This window comes from Leifsonia sp. Soil_N53 (assembly GCF_057655165.1).
Window position 1 is genome coordinate 25342 of record NZ_JBDGMM010000061.1, and the last position, 20136, is coordinate 45477.

Genomic DNA, 20136 nt, shown 5'->3' on the forward strand with positions numbered 1-20136 from the left:
TACTGCCAGTGCATCTCCTCACGGGGCGGCGCGTCCTCGCGGGCGCGGGGGCTCCGGCGTGCTGACAATAGTGCATGTCCCCCTCCACTCGCTCCGCCGCCCTCGCCCGGCCCGCCCTCGCCCTCGCGCTCGCCGCGGCGTTCGCCTGGGGCCTCGCCGGCTGCGCCACCGGCACGAGCCCGACGTCGTCGCCCACTTCGTCGGACGCCACGCCGGGCGGAGGCTCCGACACCCCGCGCCCGACGGCCACGAGCACGTCGCAGCCGGTCCAGGGCCAGTGCGACACCTCCGATCTCGCCGGCACCATCGGCCAGGGCGGAGGCGGCGCGGCGGGCAGCGTTGAGGTCACCCTCATCCTCACCAACAACGGCTCGGCGCAGTGCTCGCTGCAGGGCTGGCCCGGCGTCTCGTTCGTCGGGAACGGGAACGGCACGCAGCTCGGCAACCCGGCGAAGTTCGATCGCAGCACGCCGCACGACACGGTGGTCCTCCAGCCGGGGGGCACGGCCCAGGCGCCGCTGAAGATCACCCAGGCGCTCAACTACCCCGACGCGGACTGCAAGCCGCAGAAGGCCGACGGCTTCCGGGTGTACCCGCCCGGGTCGACCGAGTCGCTGTTCGTCAACGACGGCAACTTCACGGCGTGCACCACCACGACAGTCGACCTCCTCACCGTCGGCGCGCTCGCAGCGCCGTGAACCCGGCGCGCTGAGCCCGGCGCGCTGATCCTGCCGCAGGGCCGCTGGCGTTAGCCTGGAGCCGTGCCGTCCACTCGACGCGTCCCCGCGCGCGCCACTCCCGCGTGGCTGTTCCGGCTCGTGGTCGTCACGGCCCTCGTCGGCATCGGCGCCGGGGTGGGCGGCGGGCTCGTCTACCTCGGTCTCCACGCCATCCAGCACCTGGCCTTCGGGTACTCGGAGGGGACCTTCCTGGAGGGACTGCTCGACGCCCCGCCGGCGAACCGCGTCATCGCACTCGTCCTCGCCGGAGTCCTCGGCGGTGTCGGCTGGTACTTCCTGCGACGCTGGGGCAGCAGGAGCCCCCGGCACGCCGTCGTCTCGGTGGAGGCGGCGGTCGGCGGCCGCAGGATGCCGGGTGTCGTCACGCTCGTCAACGCAGCCCTGCAGGTGATCATCGTCGGCCTCGGCGCCTCCATCGGCCGCGAGGTCGCCCCGCGCGAGGTCGCGGCCTGGTGGGCGTCGTGGCTGTCCCAGCGTGCGGGCGTGAGCGCCCGCGAGCGGCGCATCCTGGTCGCCTGCGGCGCTGGCGCGGGTCTCGCCGCCGTCTACAACGTGCCGTTCGGCGGCGCGGTGTTCGCCGTAGAGATCCTCCTCGCCGAGCTCAGCTTCGCGACGGTGCTTCCCGCCCTCGCGACCTCGGCCATCGCGGCGCTCGTGGCGCGCCTGGTGGTGCCGGCCAACCCGCTGTACGCGGTGGACCAGCTCCCGCTGAAGCCCCAGGTCGTGGTGTGGGCGATCCTGGCCGGCCCGATCATCGGCTTCGCCGCGGTCGGCTTCGTGCGCCTCACGCGCCTGGCCCAGAACCATCGGCCGAAGTCGTGGGGCATCCTCATCGTCATGCCGCTCGTCTTCGCGGCGGTCGGTGTCGCGTCCCTGTGGCTGCCCGGGATCCTCGGCAACGGCCGTTCTCTGGGGCAGCTGGCGGTGTCGGCCTCGTTGCCGGTCGCCGTCGCCCTCCTCACGACCGTGGTCAAGACCGCCGCGACCGTCGGCACCATCGGCGCGGGCGCGGCCGGCGGCACCCTCACGCCGTCGTTCGCGATCGGAGCCGGAGTCGGCCTGACGCTCGGCGGCGTGTGGCAGCTGGTCTGGCCCGGCGAGCCGATCGGCGCGTTCGCCCTGCTCGGCGCCGCCGCCTTCCTCGCGGTGACGATGCGTGCGCCGCTGACCGCGCTCATCCTGGTGGTGGAGTTCACCGATCAGGGCCCCGACATGCTGGCGCCGATCATGCTGTGCATCGCGGGCGCCGTCGCGATCGGATACGTGCTGGAGCGGGGGCGCGTCACTGGCGTGGCGTGAGCCGACCCAAAGGGGATTCATAGGATTCCCTGGTCTTCTCACGGCGCAGTCACAAGCGGCCCATCACGGCCTCCCACTCGCCTGCGGTGGGCTGTCGACATCAGCCTGAAGCCGAGAGGACCACAGCCATGGACGCCGTTGACGGAGTTCCCGCAGAAGCAGCAGTTCCGAGCGCGCCGCGGAGCCGGCGCCGGCCGGTGATCATCGTGACGACCGCCGTCGCCGCGACGGTTGCGGTCGGCTCCGCCTTCGGGCTCGGGGCCCTGACCTACACCGCCGGGTCGGCCTCCGCCGCCACGTCGACGGTGTCCAGCAGCGTCCACAACTCGCTGAGCCGGAACGGGTTCGGGTCGGGAGGGTATGGATATGGATACGGGTACGGGTCCCCCGGTTCGGGGTCGGGCTCGGACTCGGGCTCCGGCGCCGGCTCCTCCTCCGGCTCCGGCTCGTCCGCTCTGGCGAGCGCCACCGCCACCCAGGAGGTCGGCGTCGTCGACATCACCTCCCAGCTGACGTACGCCCAGGCGGAGAGCGCCGGCACCGGCCTCGTCCTCACGTCGAGCGGCGAGATCCTCACGAACAACCACGTCGTGGAGGGCGCCACCAGCATCAGCGTCACCGTCGTGGCGACCGGCGCCCAGTACACGGCGACCGTGGTCGGCACCGACGCGACCGACGACATCGCCGTCCTCCAGCTCGGCAACGCCTCGGGCCTCAGCACCGCGAACCTCGACACGTCCGGCGACGTTGCCGTGGGCGACGCGGTCACCGGCGTGGGCAACGCCGGAGGCACGGGCGGCACGCCGTCGGCCTCGCCCGGGACGGTGACGGCCCTCGACCAGACGATCACCACCCAGGCGGAGCAGACGGCAGCCGCGGAGACCCTCGATGGCCTGATCGAGACGGACGCCGACATCCAGGCCGGCGACTCGGGCGGCCCGCTGTTCAACGCGCAGGACCAGGTGATCGGCATCGACACCGCGGCGGAGCAGGGCGCGACGACGCCGGCCGGCTACGCCATCCCGATCGAGAACGCGCTCACGATCGCGGGCGAGATCGCGTCGGGCCAGGCGTCCGACACGGTGACGATCGGCTACCCGGCCTTCCTCGGCGTGGAGGTCGCGTCGACCGACAGCGCGGCCTCCGGCGACGGTTCGTTCGGCTCCGCCGGCGCGGCCGACTCGGCCGGCTCCGTCGCCGGCGCCCCCATCGCGGGCGTCGTCGATGGCGGCCCGGCGGCCTCCGCAGGTCTCGCCGCCGGCGACACGATCACCGGGGTGAACGGCACGACGATCGCCTCCCCGCAGGCCCTCACCGCAACGCTGGCCGCCCTCCACCCGGGCGACAGCGCGACCATCGCCTGGACGGACGCATCGGGAACGTCCCACACGGCGCAGGTCACGCTGGCCCAGGGGCCGGTGGCATAGGCGAAGCGGTGCGGGAACGGGCTCCGGGCTTCGCGCCCGGGGCCCGTTCTGCGTGCCCCGCACGCTCCGGGCGGATCGCCCATAATCGTGGTGTGGAGCGATCACACCGGCCGGAGGTCGTGCTCGAGACGCGGCGTCTGCTACTGCGGACCTGGCGCGTGTCCGACGCGGCCGTGCAGCGGGAGCTCTGGACCGAGCGCGACCCGCGGGTCCCACCGCACCGCAGGATCGACGCCGCCGGACGACCCACGCTGCAGGACATCGAGGACAGGATCCGCCGCGACCCGCGGGAACCCCGGCCAGGCCTCCTCGCCGCCGAGCTGAAGGAGTCGGGCGCGGTCGTCGGCTACTGCGGCTTGATCCCCAACACGTTCGGTCAGCCGGACGAGCCGGAGCTCGCCTACGAGTTCCTCCGCCGTTCGTGGGGCGACGGCCTCGCCACCGAGGCCGGTTCGGCCGTCGTGGACGCCGCGCGGACGACCGGCTATCGCCGGCTGTGGGCGACCGTGCGCGACTGGAACACGGCATCCCGTCGGGTCCTCGCGAAGCTCGGTTTCGAGCAGACCGGGCGGGTCGAGCCGGACGCCGTGCACGGAGCATCGGTGTTCACGGTCCTGGTCCTGTCTCCCGTGTCACCCGCCGCCGCTACCGTGAGGCCATGACGCTGCGATTGGAAGAGCTGTCCACCGAGAACCTCCGCGGCCTGCGCGACCTCCGGTTGGCGCCCGGGCAGGAGCGGTACGTCGCTCCCGTTCTCGAGTCGATCGCCGAGGCCTACGTGACCCCGACGGCGTGGCCGCGCGCGATCCTCGACGACGCCACGGTGGTCGGGTTCGTCATGGCGAACTGGGATCCGCAGAACGAGCTCGAGGCCTTCCGGGCGGGGATCTGGCGGCTGAACGTGGACGCACAGGCGCAGGGGCGCGGCGTCGGCAGGTTCGCTGTCGCCGAGGTGTCCGCCGAGGCCCGCCGCCGGGGCGTCGACCGCATCACGGTGCTGTGGGAGAGCGGCGACGACGGCCCGGAGGGGTTCTATCTCCGCTGCGGCTTCGTCCCGACGGGAGAGCAGCTCTTCGGCGAGACCGTCGGCGTTCTCGAGCTCAGCGATCCGGAGGGGTGACGCGGGGTATCCGGCACACACGGATCGCATAGCTCTGCCCGATACGCTCCGCGAGTGCCTGTGCGCTCGAAGACCGACGGTGTCCGAACCGATGCCCCGACATGGCGGACGATGCCCGTGCTCGTGAAGGTCGCGACGGTCGTGACCTGGCTGGTGTTCGCCCTCTACCTGCTGTTCCTGCTGAAACTGCTGCTGTTCTCCCGGCCGCCGGGTTCGGATCGCTCCGTCAACCTGATCCCGTTCGCGACCATCGCGAATTATCTCTCGGGCAGGGCTGGAGTGCCGGCAGGGATCGCCTTCGGCAACCTGGCGGGCAACGTCGCAGCGTTCGTCCCGCTCGGCGTCTTCCTGCCGGTGCTGCGACGCAGGCCCGGTATCTGGAGCAATCTCCTCATCGTCGTGTGCGCGAGCGCGGGAGCGGAGCTCATCCAAGGCATCTTCGGCCTCGGCGCCTCGGACATCGACGACGTCATCCTCAACACCCTCGGTGGCCTCATCGGCATCCTGTTCTTCACCGCCCTGCGCGGCGTTCTGAAGCGGTGCAGTCGCGTGAGCATCGTGATAGCGGCGCTGTCGCTCGTGGCAGCTCCTGTGCTGTGGCTGCTGCTGTTCGGGCTCAGGCTGCGGATGTGAGCTCAGGATCCTCACGCTCACAAGCTCAACCATGTGGGATCAGCATTGGGGAATCCCGAAACCGCGGCTGCCGTTCGGCCGCCGACAGCCTGGCATCCCAGCGGTCACTGGGTGGGCCCCGTGGGGCTCGAACCCACGACCCGCGGATTAAAAGTCCGATGCTCTACCGACTGAGCTAGAGGCCCGTGCCGTCTAATCTAGCGTGGATTCCGTACCTCCCCGTGCCCGGGGCAGAATGGGGGGATGCCGGATCGTTTTCACAAGCCCACGTTGTTTCCCGGGGGGATGTTCGAGGCGTTTCTGGGTGGGGATGATCCCGCGCAGATCAGCAAGGTCGCCCACGAGACCGCCCAGGCGCTGCTCTCGCGCGTCCGGGAGGACCCGGATCCGGAGATCGTGGACCGTCTGGTCGCCTACACCGACGAGCACGGCATCGACGCGATCGCCGAGTTGTGGGCGCGGTCCAATCCCAAGAGCCTGCCGGGGGCGCTGTGGCGGATCTACCTGCTGCGGCTGCTGATCCGCCAGGACGCCGAGGGCACCGCGGTGCTGTATCAGCGGGGAACCGAGGTCATCGTGTCCATCGACCCGGTCGTCGCCGGTGCGCCGACGCCCGCCGGGCCGGGGGAGGTCACCGAGCTCGCCGACCGCATCCTGCGTGGGGTGTTCGAGGGCGACTTCGCTGTCGCGCTCGACCGGGCGGCCGCGTTCTGCCGGGTGACGGCGGCGGGATGCCTCTCCGTCGCGGACGACCGGGACCCGCTCGACCCCGACCGGGCGAGCGAGCTCACGACGCGCGCCCTGCGCTTCACCAGCACGGCTGAGGAGCTGACGGCCTGCGCGCGGCTGTGGCGGTCCGACTCGCTCGATTGACCCCGCTATTCCCGTTCGCCGTTCTCTCCCTGCGAACGCCACGCCGTGAACGCGGCCCGCGCCTCCTGTATGCTTGACGAAGCCGGGCCGCAGTAACCCCGGGCTCCAATACTTGCCGCTCCGAGCGGCCTCGCGCCGAGAGGCGTTCTGCGGCCCGGCTCTTTTCATGTCTGCGGCAGGTCTCCCGACTCCGTCGCGCGGAGGGTCTACTGTCTCAGAGGACACGGCCGGAGACGAGCGGAGGACAGGTGGACGACGCCCCCGCGGCGGAGCTCGACAGCCTCCTCCTGCGTGTCGCGCAGGGCGACCAGCGCGCGTTCTCCGACTTCTACGACCGCACCGCCGCTCGCGCGCTCGGCCTGATCCGCCGCCTCCTGGTCGACGCCGCGCAGTCCGAGGAGGTCGCCCAGGAGGTCTTCCTGGAGGCGTGGCAATCCGCTGCGCGTTTCGATCCGAATAAAGGCCGAGCACTCACCTGGCTCCTGACGATGGCGCACCGGCGGGCGGTCGACCGCATCCGCGCGTCGCAGGCCTCCCACGACCGGGACATCGCCGTGGGCATCCGCGACCTGCCGACCGCGTTCGACGTGGTCGCGGAGACGGTGGAGGTCCGGGTGGAGCACGAGCGAGTGGAGGTGGCGATGGCGAGGCTGAGCGAGGCGCAGCGTCAGGCCGTCACCCTCGCCTACTACGGCGGGCTCAGCCAGAGCGAGCTCGCGGCAGAGCTCGGCATCCCGCTCGGCACAGCCAAAACCCGGCTGCGGGATGCGATGATACGGCTGCGCGACGAGCTGGGGGTGACACGATGACCGACGAGAACCGCGACCAGCCGGACCCGCAGACCCTCGGCGCGCGCCTCGGCGCGGAGAACGCCGCGGAGGCGCGCGAATTCGAGGACGTCGCCGCGCAGCTCGGCCTCGCCGCCGAGCCGGTGGAGCCGTCACCCGCGCTGAAGGCGGCCCTGTTCGCCCGGCTCGCAGAGACGCCGCAGCTCGCGCCGGAGGCCGACGTCGCGGCAGCCCAGGAGCCCGCCGAGATGCCCGCAGTGGCCGGCACCTCCGCCGCCCCCAAGCCCGCCGAGACGCCCGCCGAGACGCCCGCTGAACGCCGCGCCCAGCGGCGCTGGTTCCAGCGCCCCGGCGCCATCCTCGCGGCGGCCGCGGCCGCTGTGATCCTCTTCGTGGGAGGAGCTTTCGTCGGCCTCACGCTCGGCGGCGGCGACTCGTACCAGCAGCAGCAGTCCACCGCTCTCGCCGCCCTCAACGCCGCTCCGGACACCCAGCGCAGCACGGCCCCCATCGCGGGCGGCGGCACGGCCACGCTCGTCTGGTCGGCCCAGCTCGGCCAGTCGGCTCTCGTGGCGACCGACCTCCCGCAGCTCGCAGACGGCAAGACCTACGAGCTCTGGTACATCCGCGGGGGCGAGGCCACCGCGGCGGGCACCATGGACTCCGCCGGCCACGTCGCGACCTGGCGGGTCCTCAGCGGCACCATGAACGCAGGCGACACCGTCGGCATGACGGTCGAGCCCAGCGGGGGATCGAAGCAGCCGACCACGAAGCCGATCGTCGCCATCAGCTCCTGAGGCCGGCACCGGACGCAGCGAGGCCCACGGGACATCCCGTGGGCCTCGCTGGCGTTACCGGCGTACCGCCTGCCGATCAACCGAAGCGGCCGGAGACGTAGTCCTCGGTGGCCTGCACGGTCGGGTTCGAGAAGATCATGTTCGTGTCGTTGTACTCGATGAGCTTGCCCGGCTTGCCGGTGCCCGCGATGTTGAAGAACGCGGTGCGGTCGGAGACGCGCGAGGCCTGCTGCATGTTGTGCGTGACGATGACGATCGTGTAGTCGTTCTTGAGCTCCTCGATGAGGTCCTCGATCGCGAGGGTCGAGATCGGGTCGAGCGCCGAGCAGGGCTCGTCCATCAGGAGCACGTCGGGGGAGACCGCGATGGCGCGCGCGATGCACAGACGCTGCTGCTGGCCGCCCGACAGGCCGGATCCGGGGAGGGCCAGGCGGTCCTTGACCTCGTTCCACAGGTTCGCGCCCTGCAGCGACTTCTCCACGAGGTCGTCGGACTCGCTCTTCGACATGCGCCGGTTGTTGAGCTTGACGCCGGCGAGCACGTTGTCGCGGATGCTCATGGTCGGGAACGGGTTGGGGCGCTGGAACACCATGCCTACCTGACGACGCACGAGCACCGGGTCGACGCCCGAGCCGTACAGGTTGTTGCCGTCGATCAGCACCTCGCCGTCGACGTAGGCGCCGGGGATGACCTCGTGCATGCGGTTCAGCGTGCGGAGGAAGGTCGACTTGCCGCAGCCGGACGGGCCGATGAACGCCGTCACGGTCCGCGGCTCGATGGTGAGGGAGACGCCCTCCACGGCGAGGAACTTGCCGTAGTAGACGTTCAGGTCGTTGACTTCGATGCGCTTGGACACGTTTTTCCTTGTCTGCGTTTCTTCGGGTTGAAGCGGGAGGTCGCCGTCAGCGGCCGTACTTGGGGGCGAAGGCCTTGGCGACGATGCGTCCGATGAGGTTGAGTAGCATCACGATGATGATCAGCGCGAGCGCACCGGTCCAGGCCCGGTCGATGGAGGCCTGGGCGTGCAGGCCCGCCGCCTGCGTGTACTGGGTGTAGACGAACACCGGCAGCGTCATCATCCGGTCGTTGAAGAGGTCGTAGTTCATGCTGGTGGTGAAGCCGGCCACGATCAGCAGCGGCGCGGTCTCGCCGATCACGCGGGCGACGGCCAGCATCACACCGGTGACGAGGCCCGCCAGCGAGGTCGGAAGCACGACCTTCAGCACGGTCAGCCACTTGGGCACGCCAAGGGCGAGGGAGGCCTCCCGCAGCTCGTTCGGCACGATCCGCAGGATCTCCTCGCTCGAGCGAACGACGACCGGGATCATCAGCACCGAGAGCGCCACCGCGCCCATGAAGCCGTTGCGGATCGCCGGGCCGAAGAACAGCGCGAACAGGGCGTAGGCGAACAGGCCGGCGACGATCGAGGGGATGCCGGTCATCACGTCGACGAAGAAGGTGATGCCGCGGGCGAGCATGCCGCGACCGTACTCGACCAGGTAGACCGAGGTCAGCAGGCCGATCGGCACCGAGATGATCGCCGCCATCAGCGTGATCTCCAGCGTGCCGACGATCGCGTGCAGCGCACCGCCGCCCTCGCCGATGACGTTGCGCATCGACTCCGAGAAGAAGGCCACGTCGAACCGTGCGAGGCCCTGGGCGACGACCGTCCAGCCGAGGGAGATCAGCGGCAGCAGCGCGATGATGAACGCCGTCGCGACGAGCGAGGTGACCAGGCGGTCCTTGGCCTTGCGGTTGCCCTCCACCAGCAGCGACGTGGTGTAGATCGCCACGTCGAACAGGACGGTGCCGAAGAACACGGCGCCGACGATGTTGAAGCCCTTGGTGGCGCCGCTGGCCGCGAGCATCGCGAAGACCGCGATGAGGACGACCCACGAGCCGACCAGCATCACCCAGGGCGTCCACCGCGGCAGCTTGCCTGCGGTGTAGGAGTTGGTCAGCGGGCGGGGTGCCGCGGTCGCGGTCGTGGTGGCGGCCATCAGTTCGCTCCAGAGAAGGCCGCACGGCGGCTGACGATGTAACGGGCGAGCATGTTGATCAGCAGGGTCACCACGAACAGCACGAGGCCGGAGGCGATGAGCGCGTTGACGCCGACGCCGGTGGCCTCCGGGAACTGCAGCGCGATGTTCGCTGCGATCGTGTTCGGGCTCTGCGCCTGCAGGAGGGCGATCTTGACGAGCAGCGCGGGCGACAGCACCATCGCGATCGCCAGCGTCTCACCGAGCGCGCGGCCGAGGCCGAGCATCATCGCGGAGACGATACCGCTGCGGGCGAAGGGGAGGACCGCCATGCGGACCATCTCCCACTTGGTGGCGCCGAGGGCGAGTGCCGCCTCCTCGTGGAGGCGCGGGGTCTGCAGGAAGATCTCGCGGCAGATCGCGGTCATGATCGGGATGACCATCACGGCGAGCACGATGGCGGCCGTCAGGATGGTGCGGCCGGTGCCGGAGATCGGGGGCGCGAAGAGCGGGAACCAGCCGACGTATTCGCCGAGCCAGGCGTAGAACGGCTGCACGAAGGACGACAGCGTCGCGATGCCCCAGAGGCCGAAGACGACCGACGGGACCGCCGCGAGGAGGTCGATGATGTAGCCGAGGGTCTGCGCGACGCGGCGGGGCGCGTAGTGCGAGATGAAGAGGGCGATCCCGATCGACAGCGGCGTCGCGATGAGGAGCGCGATGATCGCCGCCCAGATGGTGCCGAAGACGAGCGGCCAGACCCAGGACCAGAAGTTGGTGGCGTTGTTGGGCAGCTCGCCCGCGCCCGCGCCCAGGGCGGGGATGCTCTGGATGACGAGGAAGAGCGCGACGGCGGCGAGCGTGGCGAGGATCAGAGACCCGGCCACGATGGTCGCTGTGGAGAAGACGCGGTCGCCGAGGCGGACTTTCGCCTTCGGCCTGATGGCTCCTGCGGTTCCGGCGGTCATTCGTTGCTTTCTCTCATCGGGTTCCCCGGAGGGTGAGGGTGATGCGCCGCTCGGCCTGGACCGGGTGCGGTCCAGGCCGAGCGGCCGGAGTGTTACTTGATGCTGGCGACGGCCTTGCTGACCTTGGCGGCCAGGTCGCTCGCGAGCGGGGCCGAGCCGGCCTGGTCGGCCGCGGCCTTCTGGGCGTCGCTGCTGATGATGTAGTCGACGTAGCCCTTCACGAGGTCCGCCTTGGCGGCGTCCGTGTACTGCTGGCAGGCGACGATGTAGGAGACCAGGACCAGCGGCCAGGCGCCCTTGCTGGTGTCCTTGCGGTTGATCTGGATGGCCAGGTCGTTGGTGTCGCGGCCCGAGGCGATCGGGGAGGCGGCGACGACCGCGGCAGCGCCGTCCGCGCTGATCTTCTCGTAGTTGTCGCCGACCTTCAGCTGGGCGATGGACAGACCGGCCGAGCCCGACTCGTCGATGTAGGTGATCGAGTTCTTCGCGTTCTTGGTGGCGTCCGCGACGCCCGAGGTGCCCTTGGCTGCGTCACCGACCTGGAACGGGAAGGTCTGCGAGGCGGGAGCGGTCCACACGGTGGGAGCGTTCGCCGCGAGGTACTCGGTGAAGTTCTGCGTGGTGCCCGAGTCGTCGGAGCGGTGCACGACCGTGATCGGCGCGGACGGGAGCGTGGCGCCCGAGTTCTGCGACTTGATCTTGGCGTCGTCCCACGTGGTGATCTTGCCCGAGAAGATGCCGGCGATGGTGTCGGCGTCGAGCTTGAGGTCCTTCACGCCGTCGACGTTGTACGCGATGGCGATCGGGGAGATGTAGACGGGGAGGTCGATGCCCTTGGTGCCCGTGGCGCAGCCGGCGAAGGTGCTGCCGAGCTCAGCGGTGCTGAGGGCGGCGTCGGAGCCGGCGAAGTCGGCCGCGCCCGAGATGAAGCTCTTGCGGCCGGCGCCAGAGCCCTGCGGGTCGTAGTTGACGGTGACCTTCGGGTTGGCCGTCTGGAAGCCGGCGGCCCACACGGTCTGCGCGGCGCCCTGAGCGGACGAGCCGATGCCGTTCAGCGTGCCGGACAGGTTCGACGGCTTGGCCGTCGTGGTCGTCGGGGTGCTGCCCTCGTTCGACGCACACGCGGTGAGGGAGATGGCGGCGGCGGCGAGCAGAGCTACGGGAACGCCAAGACGCTTCAGTTTCACAGTTGTCCCTTCCGGGGATCAGTAACAACAGGACGGGGTCGGTGCGACCCGCGCTAGACGCTATTCCCGGTGTCTGTCCAGAGTCCCCCGCAGTGGTAAACGGAAGGTAAACAAGGGCTGGATAGCTGGTGCGTGCGCCCAGCCGGTCTGTGGTCAATCCACGGCAGGTGCATACGTCTCGATGGAGACGATGCCCGACGACGGGTTGGTCGTCGACAGGTGGACGACCGAGAAGCCGCCGGTGTCGAGGTCCGCCGCGTCGGTGAGGTAGCCGCCCGGCATCGTGCCGGTGGCGAGGGCGATCTCGCGCAGGATCTCGGGCAGCACCGGGCCGTGGCTGCAGAGCACCGCGGTCTTCCGGGAACGCACGCGCTTGCCGATCACGCCGCGCACGTCGCCGTCGCCGTCCTCGTAGGCGTCCTGGCTGATCGCGGCCTCGCGGCGCGGCTTGACCCCGGTCGCGGCGGCGAGCGGTGCGACGGTGGCGACGCAGCGCACCGCGTCGCTGGTGATGATGCGCCGCGGCCGCCAGGCCAGCAGGGTCTGCACATCGCCGGCGGCCTGCTTGACGCCGCGGTCGGTGAGCGGGCGGGAGGCGTCGGGGCCGGCCCAGGTGCCGCGCGGCTCGGCCTTGCCGTGGCGCAGCGCGATGAGCGCGAACGTAGAGGTGATGCCTTGCTTCAGCAGCCCTTCGAACGCATCGACGATCTCCACGTCGCGCTCGTAGGTGAGGTAGCTGCGGGCCTTCTTGAGGGTGACCCACTCGATCGCCGCGATCTCGCTGTTCGGCACGAACGTCGAGCGCTCGATCGCGGAATCGACCACCTCGGCCGCCCAGTAGTGGACGATCTTCTCGCGGCCGGAGCTGAGTGGGTACGCCGAAATGCCGAGCGGGACGCCGAGCGTGACGGCGAGGCCGGTCTCCTCGAGGATCTCGCGCACGGCCGTCTGGGGGAGGGTCTCGCCCGGGTCGACCTTGCCCTTGGGAATCGTCACGTCGCCGTACTTGGTGCGGTGCACCACGAGCATGACGATCTTGTCGTCCACGACCCGCCAGCAGAGGGCGCCCGCGGCGTAGATGGCGAGACTCACCGCCTCGAACCCGTGCGGGACGACCGCGGGCGGTGCGCGGCCTGCTGCTGCAGCTTGGTCTGGAGGTCGGTGAGCGGAGCGCCGTTCTCGTCCAGGTGATGCCTGGTCCATACGCCGTCTTCCGCGAGCGTCCACGCCGCCGTGCGTTCGTCGAACGCGAGGTCGAACAGGCGGTCGAGCTCGGCCAGGTGCTCCGGGTCGGCCAGGCGCACCAGCGCCTCCACCCGGCGGTCGAGGTTGCGGTGCATCATGTCCGCGCTGCCGATGTAGACGTGCGGGTCGCCGTCGTTGACGAACGAGAACACCCGCGAGTGCTCCAGGTAGCGGCCCAGCACCGACCGGACGCGGATGTTCTCGGAGAGTCCTTCGCGTCCCGGGACGAGGCCGCAGATGCCGCGCACCCACAGCTCGACGGGGACGCCGGCCTGGCTGGCCCGGTAGAGCGCGTCGATGATCGCCTCGTCGACGATGGAGTTCAGCTTGATGCGGATGCCGGAGGGCCGGCCCGCCGCCGCGTTCGCGGCCTCGGTGTCGATGCGCTTGAGCAGGCCCTTGCGCAGGTGCAGCGGGGCGACGAGGAGCCGCTTGAACTTCTTCTCGATCGCGTAGCCCGAGAGTTCGTTGAACAGCCGGGTGAGGTCTTTGCCCACCTGGTCGTCGGCTGTCAGCAGGCCGAGGTCCTCGTAGATCCGCGAGGTCTTCGGGTTGTAGTTGCCCGTGCCGATGTGGCTGTAGTGCTTGAGGACGCCCTTCTCCTCGCGGATGACCAGGGCGAGCTTGCAGTGCGTCTTGAGCCCGACCAGGCCGTACACCACGTGCACTCCGGCCTTCTCGAGCTTGCGCGCCCAGGAGATGTTGTTCTGCTCGTCGAACCGCGCCTTGATCTCGACCAGCGCCAGCACCTGCTTGCCGGCCTCCGCGGCGTCGATCAACGCCTCGACGATCGGGCTGTCGCCGGAGGTGCGGTACAGCGTCTGCTTGATGGCGAGCACGTGCGGGTCGGCGGCGGCCTGCTCGAGGAAGGCCTGCACACTCGTCGCGAACGACTCGTACGGGTGGTGGAGCAGGATGTCCTGGCGCGCGATGGCGGCGAAGATGTTCGGCTTCGCGTTCGGCTCGCTCGGCATGAGCTGCGGCGCGGTGGTGGGCACGTGGTTCGGGTAGTGCAGGTCCGGCCTGTCGATGCGCGACAGGTCGAACAGACCGCCGAGGTCGAGCGGCGCGGGCAGGCGGTAGACCTCCTGCTCGGTGACGTCGAGCTCGCGGACCAGCAGGCCGAGGGTGACGTCGTCCATGTCGTCGGTCACCTCGAGCCGGATGGGCGGGCCGAACCGGCGGCGCAGCAGCTCGCGCTCCAGCGCCTGGATGAGGTTCTCGGTCTCGTCCTCGTCGATCTCGACATCCTCGTTGCGGGTGACGCGGAAGACGTGGTGGTCGAGGATCTCCATGCCGGGGAAGAGGTCGCCGAGGTGGTTGGCGATCAGGTCCTCCAGCATCAGGAAGCGCACCTGGCCGAGCCCCTCGCGGGCGTCGATGCGCACGAAGCGCGGCAGCATCTGCGGCACCTTGAGGCGTGCGAACTGCTCCTTGCCGGTGCGCGAGTTGCGCACCCGCACGGAGAGGTTCAGCGACAGCCCGGAGATGTAGGGGAACGGGTGCGCCGGGTCGACCGCGAGCGGCATCAGCACGGGGAAGATCTGCAGCGAGAACACCTCGCGCATCTGCACCTTGTCGGCCTCATCGAGCTCGTCCCACGACGACACCGTGATGCCGGCGGTCGCCAGCGCGGGGAGGACGAGCTCGCGGTAGGCCTTGGCGTGGCGCACCTGAAGTTCGTGGGCCTTCTCGGAGATGTCCGCCAGCACGTCCTGGGGCGCGCGGCCGACGTTCGTTGGCACGGCCAGGCCGGTCGCGATGCGGCGCTTCAGCCCGGCGACCCGGACCATGAAGAACTCGTCGAGGTTGCTCGCGAAGATCGCGAGGAAGTTGGCGCGCTCCAGGACCGGCAGCTGAGGGTCCTCGGCGAGCTCGAGAACGCGCTGGTTGAACGCCAGCCAGCTGAGCTCCCGGTCGAGGTAGCGGTCGTCGGGGAGAGTCGGATCCGGCTCGTAGATGAACGGGGCGAAATCGTCGTCGAAATCGCTGCCCAGGCTGCCGCTCAGCCCGTCGTCGAGTAGGCCGTTCTCCAGTGCAGTGCGCTCGCCGTCCATGCCCCCATCATGGCACCGCGGGCCCCGCCGGCGGCACGAGTCTCGGTTAACTGTGGAGAAACGACAGCGTCACGAGACGTGTGGAGGAGTGCGTCGCAGCGAGGAGGTCAGGGCCGCACCGACGACGGCAGCCGGTCGTTCTCGTCCTCGTACACGTTGAACCGGTAGCCGACGTTGCGGACCGTCCCGATCAGCGACTCGAGGTCGCCGAGCTTGGCGCGCAGCCTTCGCACGTGGACGTCCACCGTGCGCGTGCCGCCGAAGTAGTCGTAACCCCAGACCTCGCTCAGCAGCTGCTCGCGCGTGAACACCCGCGACGGGTGCGTGGCGAAGAACCGCAGCAGCTCGAACTCCTTGAAGGTCAGGTCGAGGGCCTTGCCGTGCGCCTTGGCCGAATAGCTCGCCTCGTCGATCGTGATGCCGGAGGCCTGGATCTTCGTCTGCGCGTGCTCCTGGGTCTGCCGCCCGATCGCGAGCCGGATCCGGGCGTCCACCTCCGCCGGCCCAGCGGTGTCGAGCACCACGTCGTTGGCGCCCCAGTCGGCGCTCACCGCGGTGAGGCCGCCTTCGGTGAGCACCAGCACGAGCGGGACGGTGATGCCGGTCGTGGTGAGGATCTTGCACAGCGACTTGGCGCTCGCCAGGTCGCGCCGGGCGTCGACGAGGATGAGATCGCAGGCGGGCGCGTTGACCAGCGAGGCGGGCTCGGCCGGGATCTGCCTGACGCGGTGGCTGAGGAGGCCGAGAGCCGGAAGCACCTCCGCGTCGGGGGCGGACGAGAGGATCAACAGCTGCGCCACCCAGTACCCTCCTCGCCCGTCTTCGTGCCGCAATGCTACCGGAAACGCTTGCGGCCACAGACCGCAGGCGGCAGCGAGGGAGGCGGCGGCGGCGCGGGCGAGGCAGAATAGGGGGATGAGCGAGTCGCCGACCGATCCGGGTCCTCTCGGTCCCGCCGCCGCAGCGGGCCCGCCTCCCGAGCCGATGCCGCGCTCGATGGTCGCCCTGAGCGTCGGCGGAGTGTGGGCGCTCGCCCTCGTCCTGGGCGTGCTCATCGCGTTCCTCTCCCTGCCCGCCCACTACGCGTCGTGGCTGTCGCTCGCGCTCGGCGTCTGCGTGATCGCGTCCTTCGGAGCCCAGCTGGCCACCCAGCGCAAGGACGGCTTCGTCAACCGGCTGGCCACCACGCTGAGCGGGAGCTTCGTCATCCTCGGCGTCATCGGGGCGATCCTCGGACTCACCACGCTCGGGCACTGATTAGACTGGCCGTATGCTCGTCGCTCTCGAACTCTTCTTCATCGGCCTGCTCGGACTGGCCACGCTCGCCATCCTCGGCGTCTCCGGCGTCGTGGTGTACAACCTCTTCCGCGGCCAGCGCTAGGCATGATCGAGCTCCCCACTGACCTTCCGGCCGAACTCGTGCCGCTCTCCTGGCTGATCGGGGTCTGGGAGGGGACCGGCGTCGTGGACTACGAAGTCGGCGAGGAGCACCACCAGGTCGAGTTCGGCCAGCGCGTGAGCTTCAGCCACGACGGGGAGGCCTACCTCAACTACTCCGCGACCTCCTGGGTGCTCGATGACGACCGCACCCCGCTCGCCGCCGAGACCGGCTACTGGCGGCTCAGCCGCACGCTGATCGAAGGCGACCCCGGCCCGGCGATGCTGCCCGGTCAGGGCGCCCGGCCGTTCGGCACCGCCCAGGCGGTGGAGACCCTGCGCGCCTCCAGCGGCGGCTTCGACATCGACGTGGCGATCATCCACCCCGACGGCGTGAGCGAGCTCTACCTCGGCCAGGTGAACGGCCCGCGCATCGACCTGGCGACGGACGCCGTCGTGCGCACGGCCGGCGCCAAGGAGTACAGCGCGGCGACCCGGCTCTACGGGCTGGTGGAGGGGCACCTGCTCTGGGCGTGGGACATCGCCGCATTGGGCCAGGAGTTGCGCACGCACGCCTCCGCCCGTCTCGCCAAGGTGGACTGACGTGGACTCCTCTCCCTTCCTCTCGCTGCCCGGTGCGGTCGACATCGCCGACGCCGGCGTCCCCGCGCACTACGGCAGCCCGCTCGCGGAACAGCGCGCCCTGCTCGACGGCGGCGCGATGGTCGACCTGTCCGACCGCGCCGTGCTCTCGATCACCGGGCCCGACCGGCTGAACTGGCTCAATTCGCTGACCAGCCAGTCGCTGCTCGGGATGCAGCCGGGAGAGTCGTCCGAGACCCTCCTGCTCGACGTCACCGGCCGCGTGGAGCACGCCGTGCGGCTGATCGAGGACGGCTCGACGCTGTGGCTGCTGGTCGACCGGCCGGAGGCCGCGGGCCTGCTCGCCTGGCTCGACTCGATGCGCTTCATGCTGCGCGTCGAGCTGGCCGACCGCACCGATGCGCTCGCGACGATCGGGACGCTCGGGGAGCCTCCTCTGCCGATCGCGGCGCCGAACGGCGTCCCCCTGATCTGGCACGACCCCTGGCACGCGGTGACGCCGGGCGGCCACCAGTACGCGCGCGGCGAGCACCCCGGCGCGAGCTGGAGCTGGAGCGAGCGGGTCGTGCCGCGCGACGCCCTCCCGTCGATCGTCGCCCGAGTCGAGTCGGGGGAGCTGACGGTCGCCGGCACCCTCGCCGCCGACGCGCTGCGCATCGCCGCGTGGCGCCCGCGCTTCGCCACCGAAGTGGACGAGCGGACCATCCCGCACGAGCTCGACTGGCTGCGCACCGCCGTGCACCTCAGCAAGGGATGCTACCGGGGCCAGGAGACCGTCGCCAAGGTGCACAACCTCGGGCACCCGCCGCGCCGCCTCGTCATGCTGCACCTCGACGGGTCCGAGGGCGTCCATCCGGCGCGCGGCGCCGAGGTCACGCTGGACGGGCGCGTGGTCGGAACGGTCACCTCCTCCGCGCTGCACTACGAGCTCGGCCCGATCGCGCTCGCGATCGTGAAGCGGGGCATCGACGCGTCGGCCACCCTCACGGTGGATGCCGACGGCACACCCGTCGCGGCCGCACAGGAGGTCGTGGTGCCGCCGGAGGCGGGCGCCGAGGCCCACGTGCCGCACCTGCCCCGCCTGGGCGCGGTCACCCGCACTCCCCGCGGCTGACGGAGGACCTCCGCCCCGCTACGCCGGCGCGACGGCCTCCCAGGCCACGGTGAGCTCCCCGAGCCGCCAGCGCGCCCGGCCGCCCAGCACCGGCCAGCCGGCCTCCCGCATCCCCTGTGCGACCGCGATCCAGCGCTGCTTCGGCCCGTACGCGGCGAGCGGCGAGTGGACGCGCCACAGCCGGTCGAGCTCCGCGAGGTAGACGTGCACCCGCTCGCCGGGCACGTTGCGGTGGATGAGCGCCTTGGGCAACCGCTCGGCGACGACGCTCGGCGCGTCGAGCCCGCGCAGCCGCAGTGAGACGGTGAAGGTCTGCGGTCCGGTCCTGTCGAGCGTGACCCAGCTCGCGATCCGGCCGATCTCGTCGCAGGTGCCCTCCACGAGCGCGCCGCCGAGCTGCAGGCGGCTCAGCATCCGCTCCCATGCGGGCGCGACCTCGGACTCGTCGTACTGGCGCAGCACGTTGAAGGCCCGGATCACCGCGGCATGCCGGCCGGCCGGCAGCGGCACCTCGAAGCCGCCCACGGCGAAGCCCACCCGCGCGCCGGGGTCGAAGCCGGTGCTGCCCGCGCGGACGGCCTCCAACTGGGCGAGGGCGGTCCGGACCCGGCCCGGGTCGATCTCCAGCCCGAGCACCTCGACGTCGGGCCGCGCCTTCGCCAGCCGGTGCTGGAGCTCGAAGGCCGTCACGCCACTCGCGCCGTAGCCCAGGTCGACCACCAGCGGATCACCCGTGCGGCGGAGTTCCGGCAGCGCCGCGATCCAGCGGTCCACCCGGCGGAGCCGGTTCGTGTTCGTGGTGCCCCGCGTCACCGAGCCGACCACCGAGCCGGCGCGAGAGGACGTGGAAGGCATATGACAAGATTAATCGCATGCCCACCCCCTACACTTTGATCCTCCTCCGCCACGGCAACAGCGTGTGGAACCAGCAGAACCTGTTCACCGGCTGGGTCGACGTCCGGCTCAGTGAGCAGGGCGTCGCCGAGGCCACCCGCGCCGGCGAGCTCCTGGCCGAGTCCGGCCTCGAGCCCGACATCCTCTACACCTCGGTGCTGACCCGCGCGATCCAGACTGCGAACATCGCGCTGGATGTCGCGGACCGGCTCTGGATCCGGGTCGAGCGCACCTGGCGGCTCAACGAGCGCCACTACGGCGCACTGCAGGGCCTCGACAAGGCGGAGACGCTGGAGAAGTACGGGCCGGAGCAGTTCCAGCTCTGGCGCCGCTCGTTCGACGTGCCGCCGCCGCCGCTCGACGACGACAGCGAGTGGTCGCAGGCGAACGACCCCCGCTACGCAGACCTCGGCGACGACCTGCCGCGCACCGAGTGCCTGAAGGACGTCATCGCCCGGATGCTGCCGTACTGGGAGTCCGACATCACCGTCAGCCTCGCCGAGGGCAAGACCGTCCTCGTCACGGCGCACGGCAACTCGCTGCGCGCGCTGGTCAAGCACCTCGACGGCATCTCCGACGAGGAGATCGCCGAGCTGAACATCCCGACCGGCATCCCGCTGGTCTACAAGCTGGACGAGACGTTCGCCCCGATCGAGCCCGCCATGTACCTCGACCCGGAGGCCGCAGCGGCCGGCGCGGCGGCGGTCGCCGCCCAGGGCAAGAAGTAGCGGTCACGACCGACCATTCGTTCGTCGTCGTCGCGTTCCTCCCGGAACGCGGCGGCGACGTCGTCGTTCCGGAGGACTTCGGTGCGGGGGAGTGGCCGCTGCACGTGACGGTCGTGCCGCCGTTCCGGAGCGAGCTGGACTCGGAGGCCGTGGCCGCGGCACTGCCGCGCGGGCCGCGCATCCCGGTCGTGGCGGGGGCGCGCGCGTCGTTCGGGCACCGGCGCACGGTGCCGGTCACGCTGGTCCGCCCGTCGCCGGCGCTGCTCGCGCTGCACAACGCGTGCGTCGACGCGCTGGAGGCCGCCGG

General features: G+C 70.7%; 21 protein-coding genes, 1 tRNA gene and 1 pseudogene. 14 read left to right on the top strand and 9 right to left on the bottom strand.

The window, feature by feature from the left end:
- Positions 1-74: 74 nt before the first annotated feature.
- From AC3A3H_RS11175 to AC3A3H_RS11200, 6 genes are all read left to right on the top strand, one after another.
- Positions 75-698, top strand: coding sequence for a DUF4232 domain-containing protein (locus AC3A3H_RS11175; protein ID WP_487614637.1), 624 nt, complete (start codon positions 75-77; stop codon positions 696-698).
- Between the two features lie 63 nt (positions 699-761).
- Entirely contained in the window at positions 762-2039 is a 1278-nt protein-coding gene (locus AC3A3H_RS11180; protein WP_487614638.1) for a chloride channel protein, read from the top strand.
- 206 nt (positions 2040-2245) lie between these two features.
- Positions 2246-3466, top strand: coding sequence for a S1C family serine protease (locus AC3A3H_RS11185; protein ID WP_487614639.1), 1221 nt, complete (start codon positions 2246-2248; stop codon positions 3464-3466).
- 92 nt (positions 3467-3558) lie between these two features.
- Positions 3559-4128: a GNAT family N-acetyltransferase gene (locus AC3A3H_RS11190; protein WP_487614640.1), complete on the top strand. Its 570-nt coding sequence runs from the start codon at positions 3559-3561 to the stop codon at positions 4126-4128.
- A complete protein-coding gene (locus AC3A3H_RS11195) occupies positions 4125-4586 on the top strand; it encodes a GNAT family N-acetyltransferase (protein WP_487614641.1) in 462 nt (153 codons plus the stop codon). Before AC3A3H_RS11190 ends, AC3A3H_RS11195 begins: the two co-directional genes overlap by 4 nt.
- Before the next feature lie 111 nt (positions 4587-4697).
- Positions 4698-5219 (top strand): VanZ family protein, encoded by a 522-nt coding sequence (locus tag AC3A3H_RS11200; protein ID WP_487614642.1) that lies wholly within the window; start codon positions 4698-4700, stop codon positions 5217-5219.
- Between the two features lie 112 nt (positions 5220-5331).
- Here AC3A3H_RS11200 and AC3A3H_RS11205 read toward each other — a convergent pair.
- Positions 5332-5404 (bottom strand) — tRNA-Lys (locus tag AC3A3H_RS11205).
- A 58-nt stretch (positions 5405-5462) separates the two neighbouring features.
- On the opposite strand from AC3A3H_RS11205, the gene AC3A3H_RS11210 reads away from it, so the two are divergent.
- The 3 genes from AC3A3H_RS11210 (at position 5463) to AC3A3H_RS11220 (ending at position 7677) form a co-directional block, all read left to right on the top strand.
- Positions 5463-6092, top strand: coding sequence for a DNA-directed RNA polymerase subunit beta (locus AC3A3H_RS11210; RefSeq protein WP_487614643.1), 630 nt, complete (start codon positions 5463-5465; stop codon positions 6090-6092).
- A gap of 248 nt (positions 6093-6340) precedes the next feature.
- A complete protein-coding gene (sigK, locus tag AC3A3H_RS11215) occupies positions 6341-6901 on the top strand; it encodes an ECF RNA polymerase sigma factor SigK (RefSeq protein ID WP_487614644.1) in 561 nt (186 codons plus the stop codon).
- Positions 6898-7677: an anti-sigma factor gene (locus AC3A3H_RS11220; RefSeq protein WP_487614645.1), complete on the top strand. Its 780-nt coding sequence runs from the start codon at positions 6898-6900 to the stop codon at positions 7675-7677. Before sigK ends, AC3A3H_RS11220 begins: the two co-directional genes overlap by 4 nt.
- 76 nt (positions 7678-7753) lie before the next feature.
- Here AC3A3H_RS11220 and pstB read toward each other — a convergent pair whose 3' ends face one another.
- The 7 genes from pstB to AC3A3H_RS11255 all read right to left on the bottom strand — a co-directional run bounded on the left by pstB (position 7754) and on the right by AC3A3H_RS11255 (position 15913).
- The gene (gene pstB, locus AC3A3H_RS11225; protein WP_487614646.1) at positions 7754-8533 is read right to left on the bottom strand and encodes a phosphate ABC transporter ATP-binding protein PstB; all 780 of its coding nucleotides are present in this window, start codon (positions 8531-8533) and stop codon (positions 7754-7756) included.
- Between the two features lie 46 nt (positions 8534-8579).
- A complete protein-coding gene (gene pstA, locus AC3A3H_RS11230; protein ID WP_487614647.1) occupies positions 8580-9677 on the bottom strand; it encodes a phosphate ABC transporter permease PstA in 1098 nt (365 codons plus the stop codon).
- Complete coding sequence (gene pstC, locus AC3A3H_RS11235) at positions 9677-10624, bottom strand: phosphate ABC transporter permease subunit PstC (RefSeq protein WP_487614648.1); 948 nt, start codon at positions 10622-10624, stop codon at positions 9677-9679. The genes pstA and pstC overlap by 1 nt, the downstream gene beginning before the upstream one ends.
- A gap of 92 nt (positions 10625-10716) precedes the next feature.
- Positions 10717-11811, bottom strand: coding sequence for a phosphate ABC transporter substrate-binding protein PstS (pstS, locus tag AC3A3H_RS11240; RefSeq protein WP_487614649.1), 1095 nt, complete (start codon positions 11809-11811; stop codon positions 10717-10719).
- Positions 11812-11964: 153 nt separating this feature from the next.
- The gene (locus AC3A3H_RS11245) at positions 11965-12903 is read right to left on the bottom strand and encodes an NUDIX hydrolase (RefSeq protein WP_487614650.1); all 939 of its coding nucleotides are present in this window, start codon (positions 12901-12903) and stop codon (positions 11965-11967) included.
- A complete protein-coding gene (locus AC3A3H_RS11250) occupies positions 12900-15113 on the bottom strand; it encodes an RNA degradosome polyphosphate kinase (protein ID WP_487614651.1) in 2214 nt (737 codons plus the stop codon). The genes AC3A3H_RS11245 and AC3A3H_RS11250 overlap by 4 nt, the downstream gene beginning before the upstream one ends.
- Before the next feature lie 107 nt (positions 15114-15220).
- Positions 15221-15913, bottom strand: a complete 693-nt coding sequence (locus tag AC3A3H_RS11255; protein WP_487614652.1) for a response regulator transcription factor — start codon at positions 15911-15913, stop codon at positions 15221-15223.
- A 115-nt stretch (positions 15914-16028) separates the two neighbouring features.
- Here AC3A3H_RS11255 and AC3A3H_RS11260 point away from each other — a divergent pair, with 115 nt between their 5' ends.
- The 3 genes from AC3A3H_RS11260 (at position 16029) to ygfZ (ending at position 18207) form a co-directional block, all read left to right on the top strand.
- Complete coding sequence (locus AC3A3H_RS11260) at positions 16029-16370, top strand: hypothetical protein (RefSeq protein ID WP_487614653.1); 342 nt, start codon at positions 16029-16031, stop codon at positions 16368-16370.
- A 126-nt stretch (positions 16371-16496) separates the two neighbouring features.
- Positions 16497-17093 carry a nitrobindin family protein gene (locus AC3A3H_RS11265; RefSeq protein WP_487614654.1) on the top strand — a complete coding sequence of 199 codons (597 nt, stop codon included), beginning with the start codon at positions 16497-16499 and terminating at the stop codon, positions 17091-17093.
- 1 nt (position 17094) lies between these two features.
- Positions 17095-18207 carry a CAF17-like 4Fe-4S cluster assembly/insertion protein YgfZ gene (gene ygfZ, locus AC3A3H_RS11270; protein WP_487614655.1) on the top strand — a complete coding sequence of 371 codons (1113 nt, stop codon included), beginning with the start codon at positions 17095-17097 and terminating at the stop codon, positions 18205-18207.
- 18 nt (positions 18208-18225) lie between these two features.
- On the opposite strand, the gene AC3A3H_RS11275 is transcribed toward ygfZ, so the two are convergent.
- Positions 18226-19062, bottom strand: a complete 837-nt coding sequence (locus AC3A3H_RS11275) for a class I SAM-dependent methyltransferase (protein WP_487614656.1) — start codon at positions 19060-19062, stop codon at positions 18226-18228.
- A gap of 17 nt (positions 19063-19079) precedes the next feature.
- Here AC3A3H_RS11275 and AC3A3H_RS11280 point away from each other — a divergent pair, with 17 nt between their 5' ends.
- Both AC3A3H_RS11280 and AC3A3H_RS11285 read left to right on the top strand, forming a co-directional pair.
- Positions 19080-19829, top strand: a complete 750-nt coding sequence (locus tag AC3A3H_RS11280; protein WP_487614657.1) for a phosphoglyceromutase — start codon at positions 19080-19082, stop codon at positions 19827-19829.
- A 104-nt stretch (positions 19830-19933) separates the two neighbouring features.
- Positions 19934-20136 (top strand): annotated as a pseudogene (locus AC3A3H_RS11285) (2'-5' RNA ligase family protein); the annotation flags it as partial.

Coding starts and splice junctions, on each gene's coding strand:
- AC3A3H_RS11175 (WP_487614637.1), top strand. CDS start 75: ATGTCCCCCTCCACTCGCTCCGCCGCCCTCGCCCGGCCCGCCCTCGCC.
- AC3A3H_RS11195 (WP_487614641.1), top strand. CDS start 4,125: ATGACGCTGCGATTGGAAGAGCTGTCCACCGAGAACCTCCGCGGCCTG.
- AC3A3H_RS11200 (WP_487614642.1), top strand. CDS start 4,698: ATGCCCGTGCTCGTGAAGGTCGCGACGGTCGTGACCTGGCTGGTGTTC.
- AC3A3H_RS11210 (WP_487614643.1), top strand. CDS start 5,463: ATGCCGGATCGTTTTCACAAGCCCACGTTGTTTCCCGGGGGGATGTTC.
- AC3A3H_RS11220 (WP_487614645.1), top strand. CDS start 6,898: ATGACCGACGAGAACCGCGACCAGCCGGACCCGCAGACCCTCGGCGCG.
- pstA (WP_487614647.1), bottom strand. CDS start 9,677: ATGGCCGCCACCACGACCGCGACCGCGGCACCCCGCCCGCTGACCAAC.
- pstC (WP_487614648.1), bottom strand. CDS start 10,624: ATGACCGCCGGAACCGCAGGAGCCATCAGGCCGAAGGCGAAAGTCCGC.
- AC3A3H_RS11250 (WP_487614651.1), bottom strand. CDS start 15,113: ATGGACGGCGAGCGCACTGCACTGGAGAACGGCCTACTCGACGACGGG.
- AC3A3H_RS11260 (WP_487614653.1), top strand. CDS start 16,029: ATGAGCGAGTCGCCGACCGATCCGGGTCCTCTCGGTCCCGCCGCCGCA.
- AC3A3H_RS11265 (WP_487614654.1), top strand. CDS start 16,497: ATGATCGAGCTCCCCACTGACCTTCCGGCCGAACTCGTGCCGCTCTCC.
- AC3A3H_RS11275 (WP_487614656.1), bottom strand. CDS start 19,062: ATGCCTTCCACGTCCTCTCGCGCCGGCTCGGTGGTCGGCTCGGTGACG.
- AC3A3H_RS11280 (WP_487614657.1), top strand. CDS start 19,080: ATGCCCACCCCCTACACTTTGATCCTCCTCCGCCACGGCAACAGCGTG.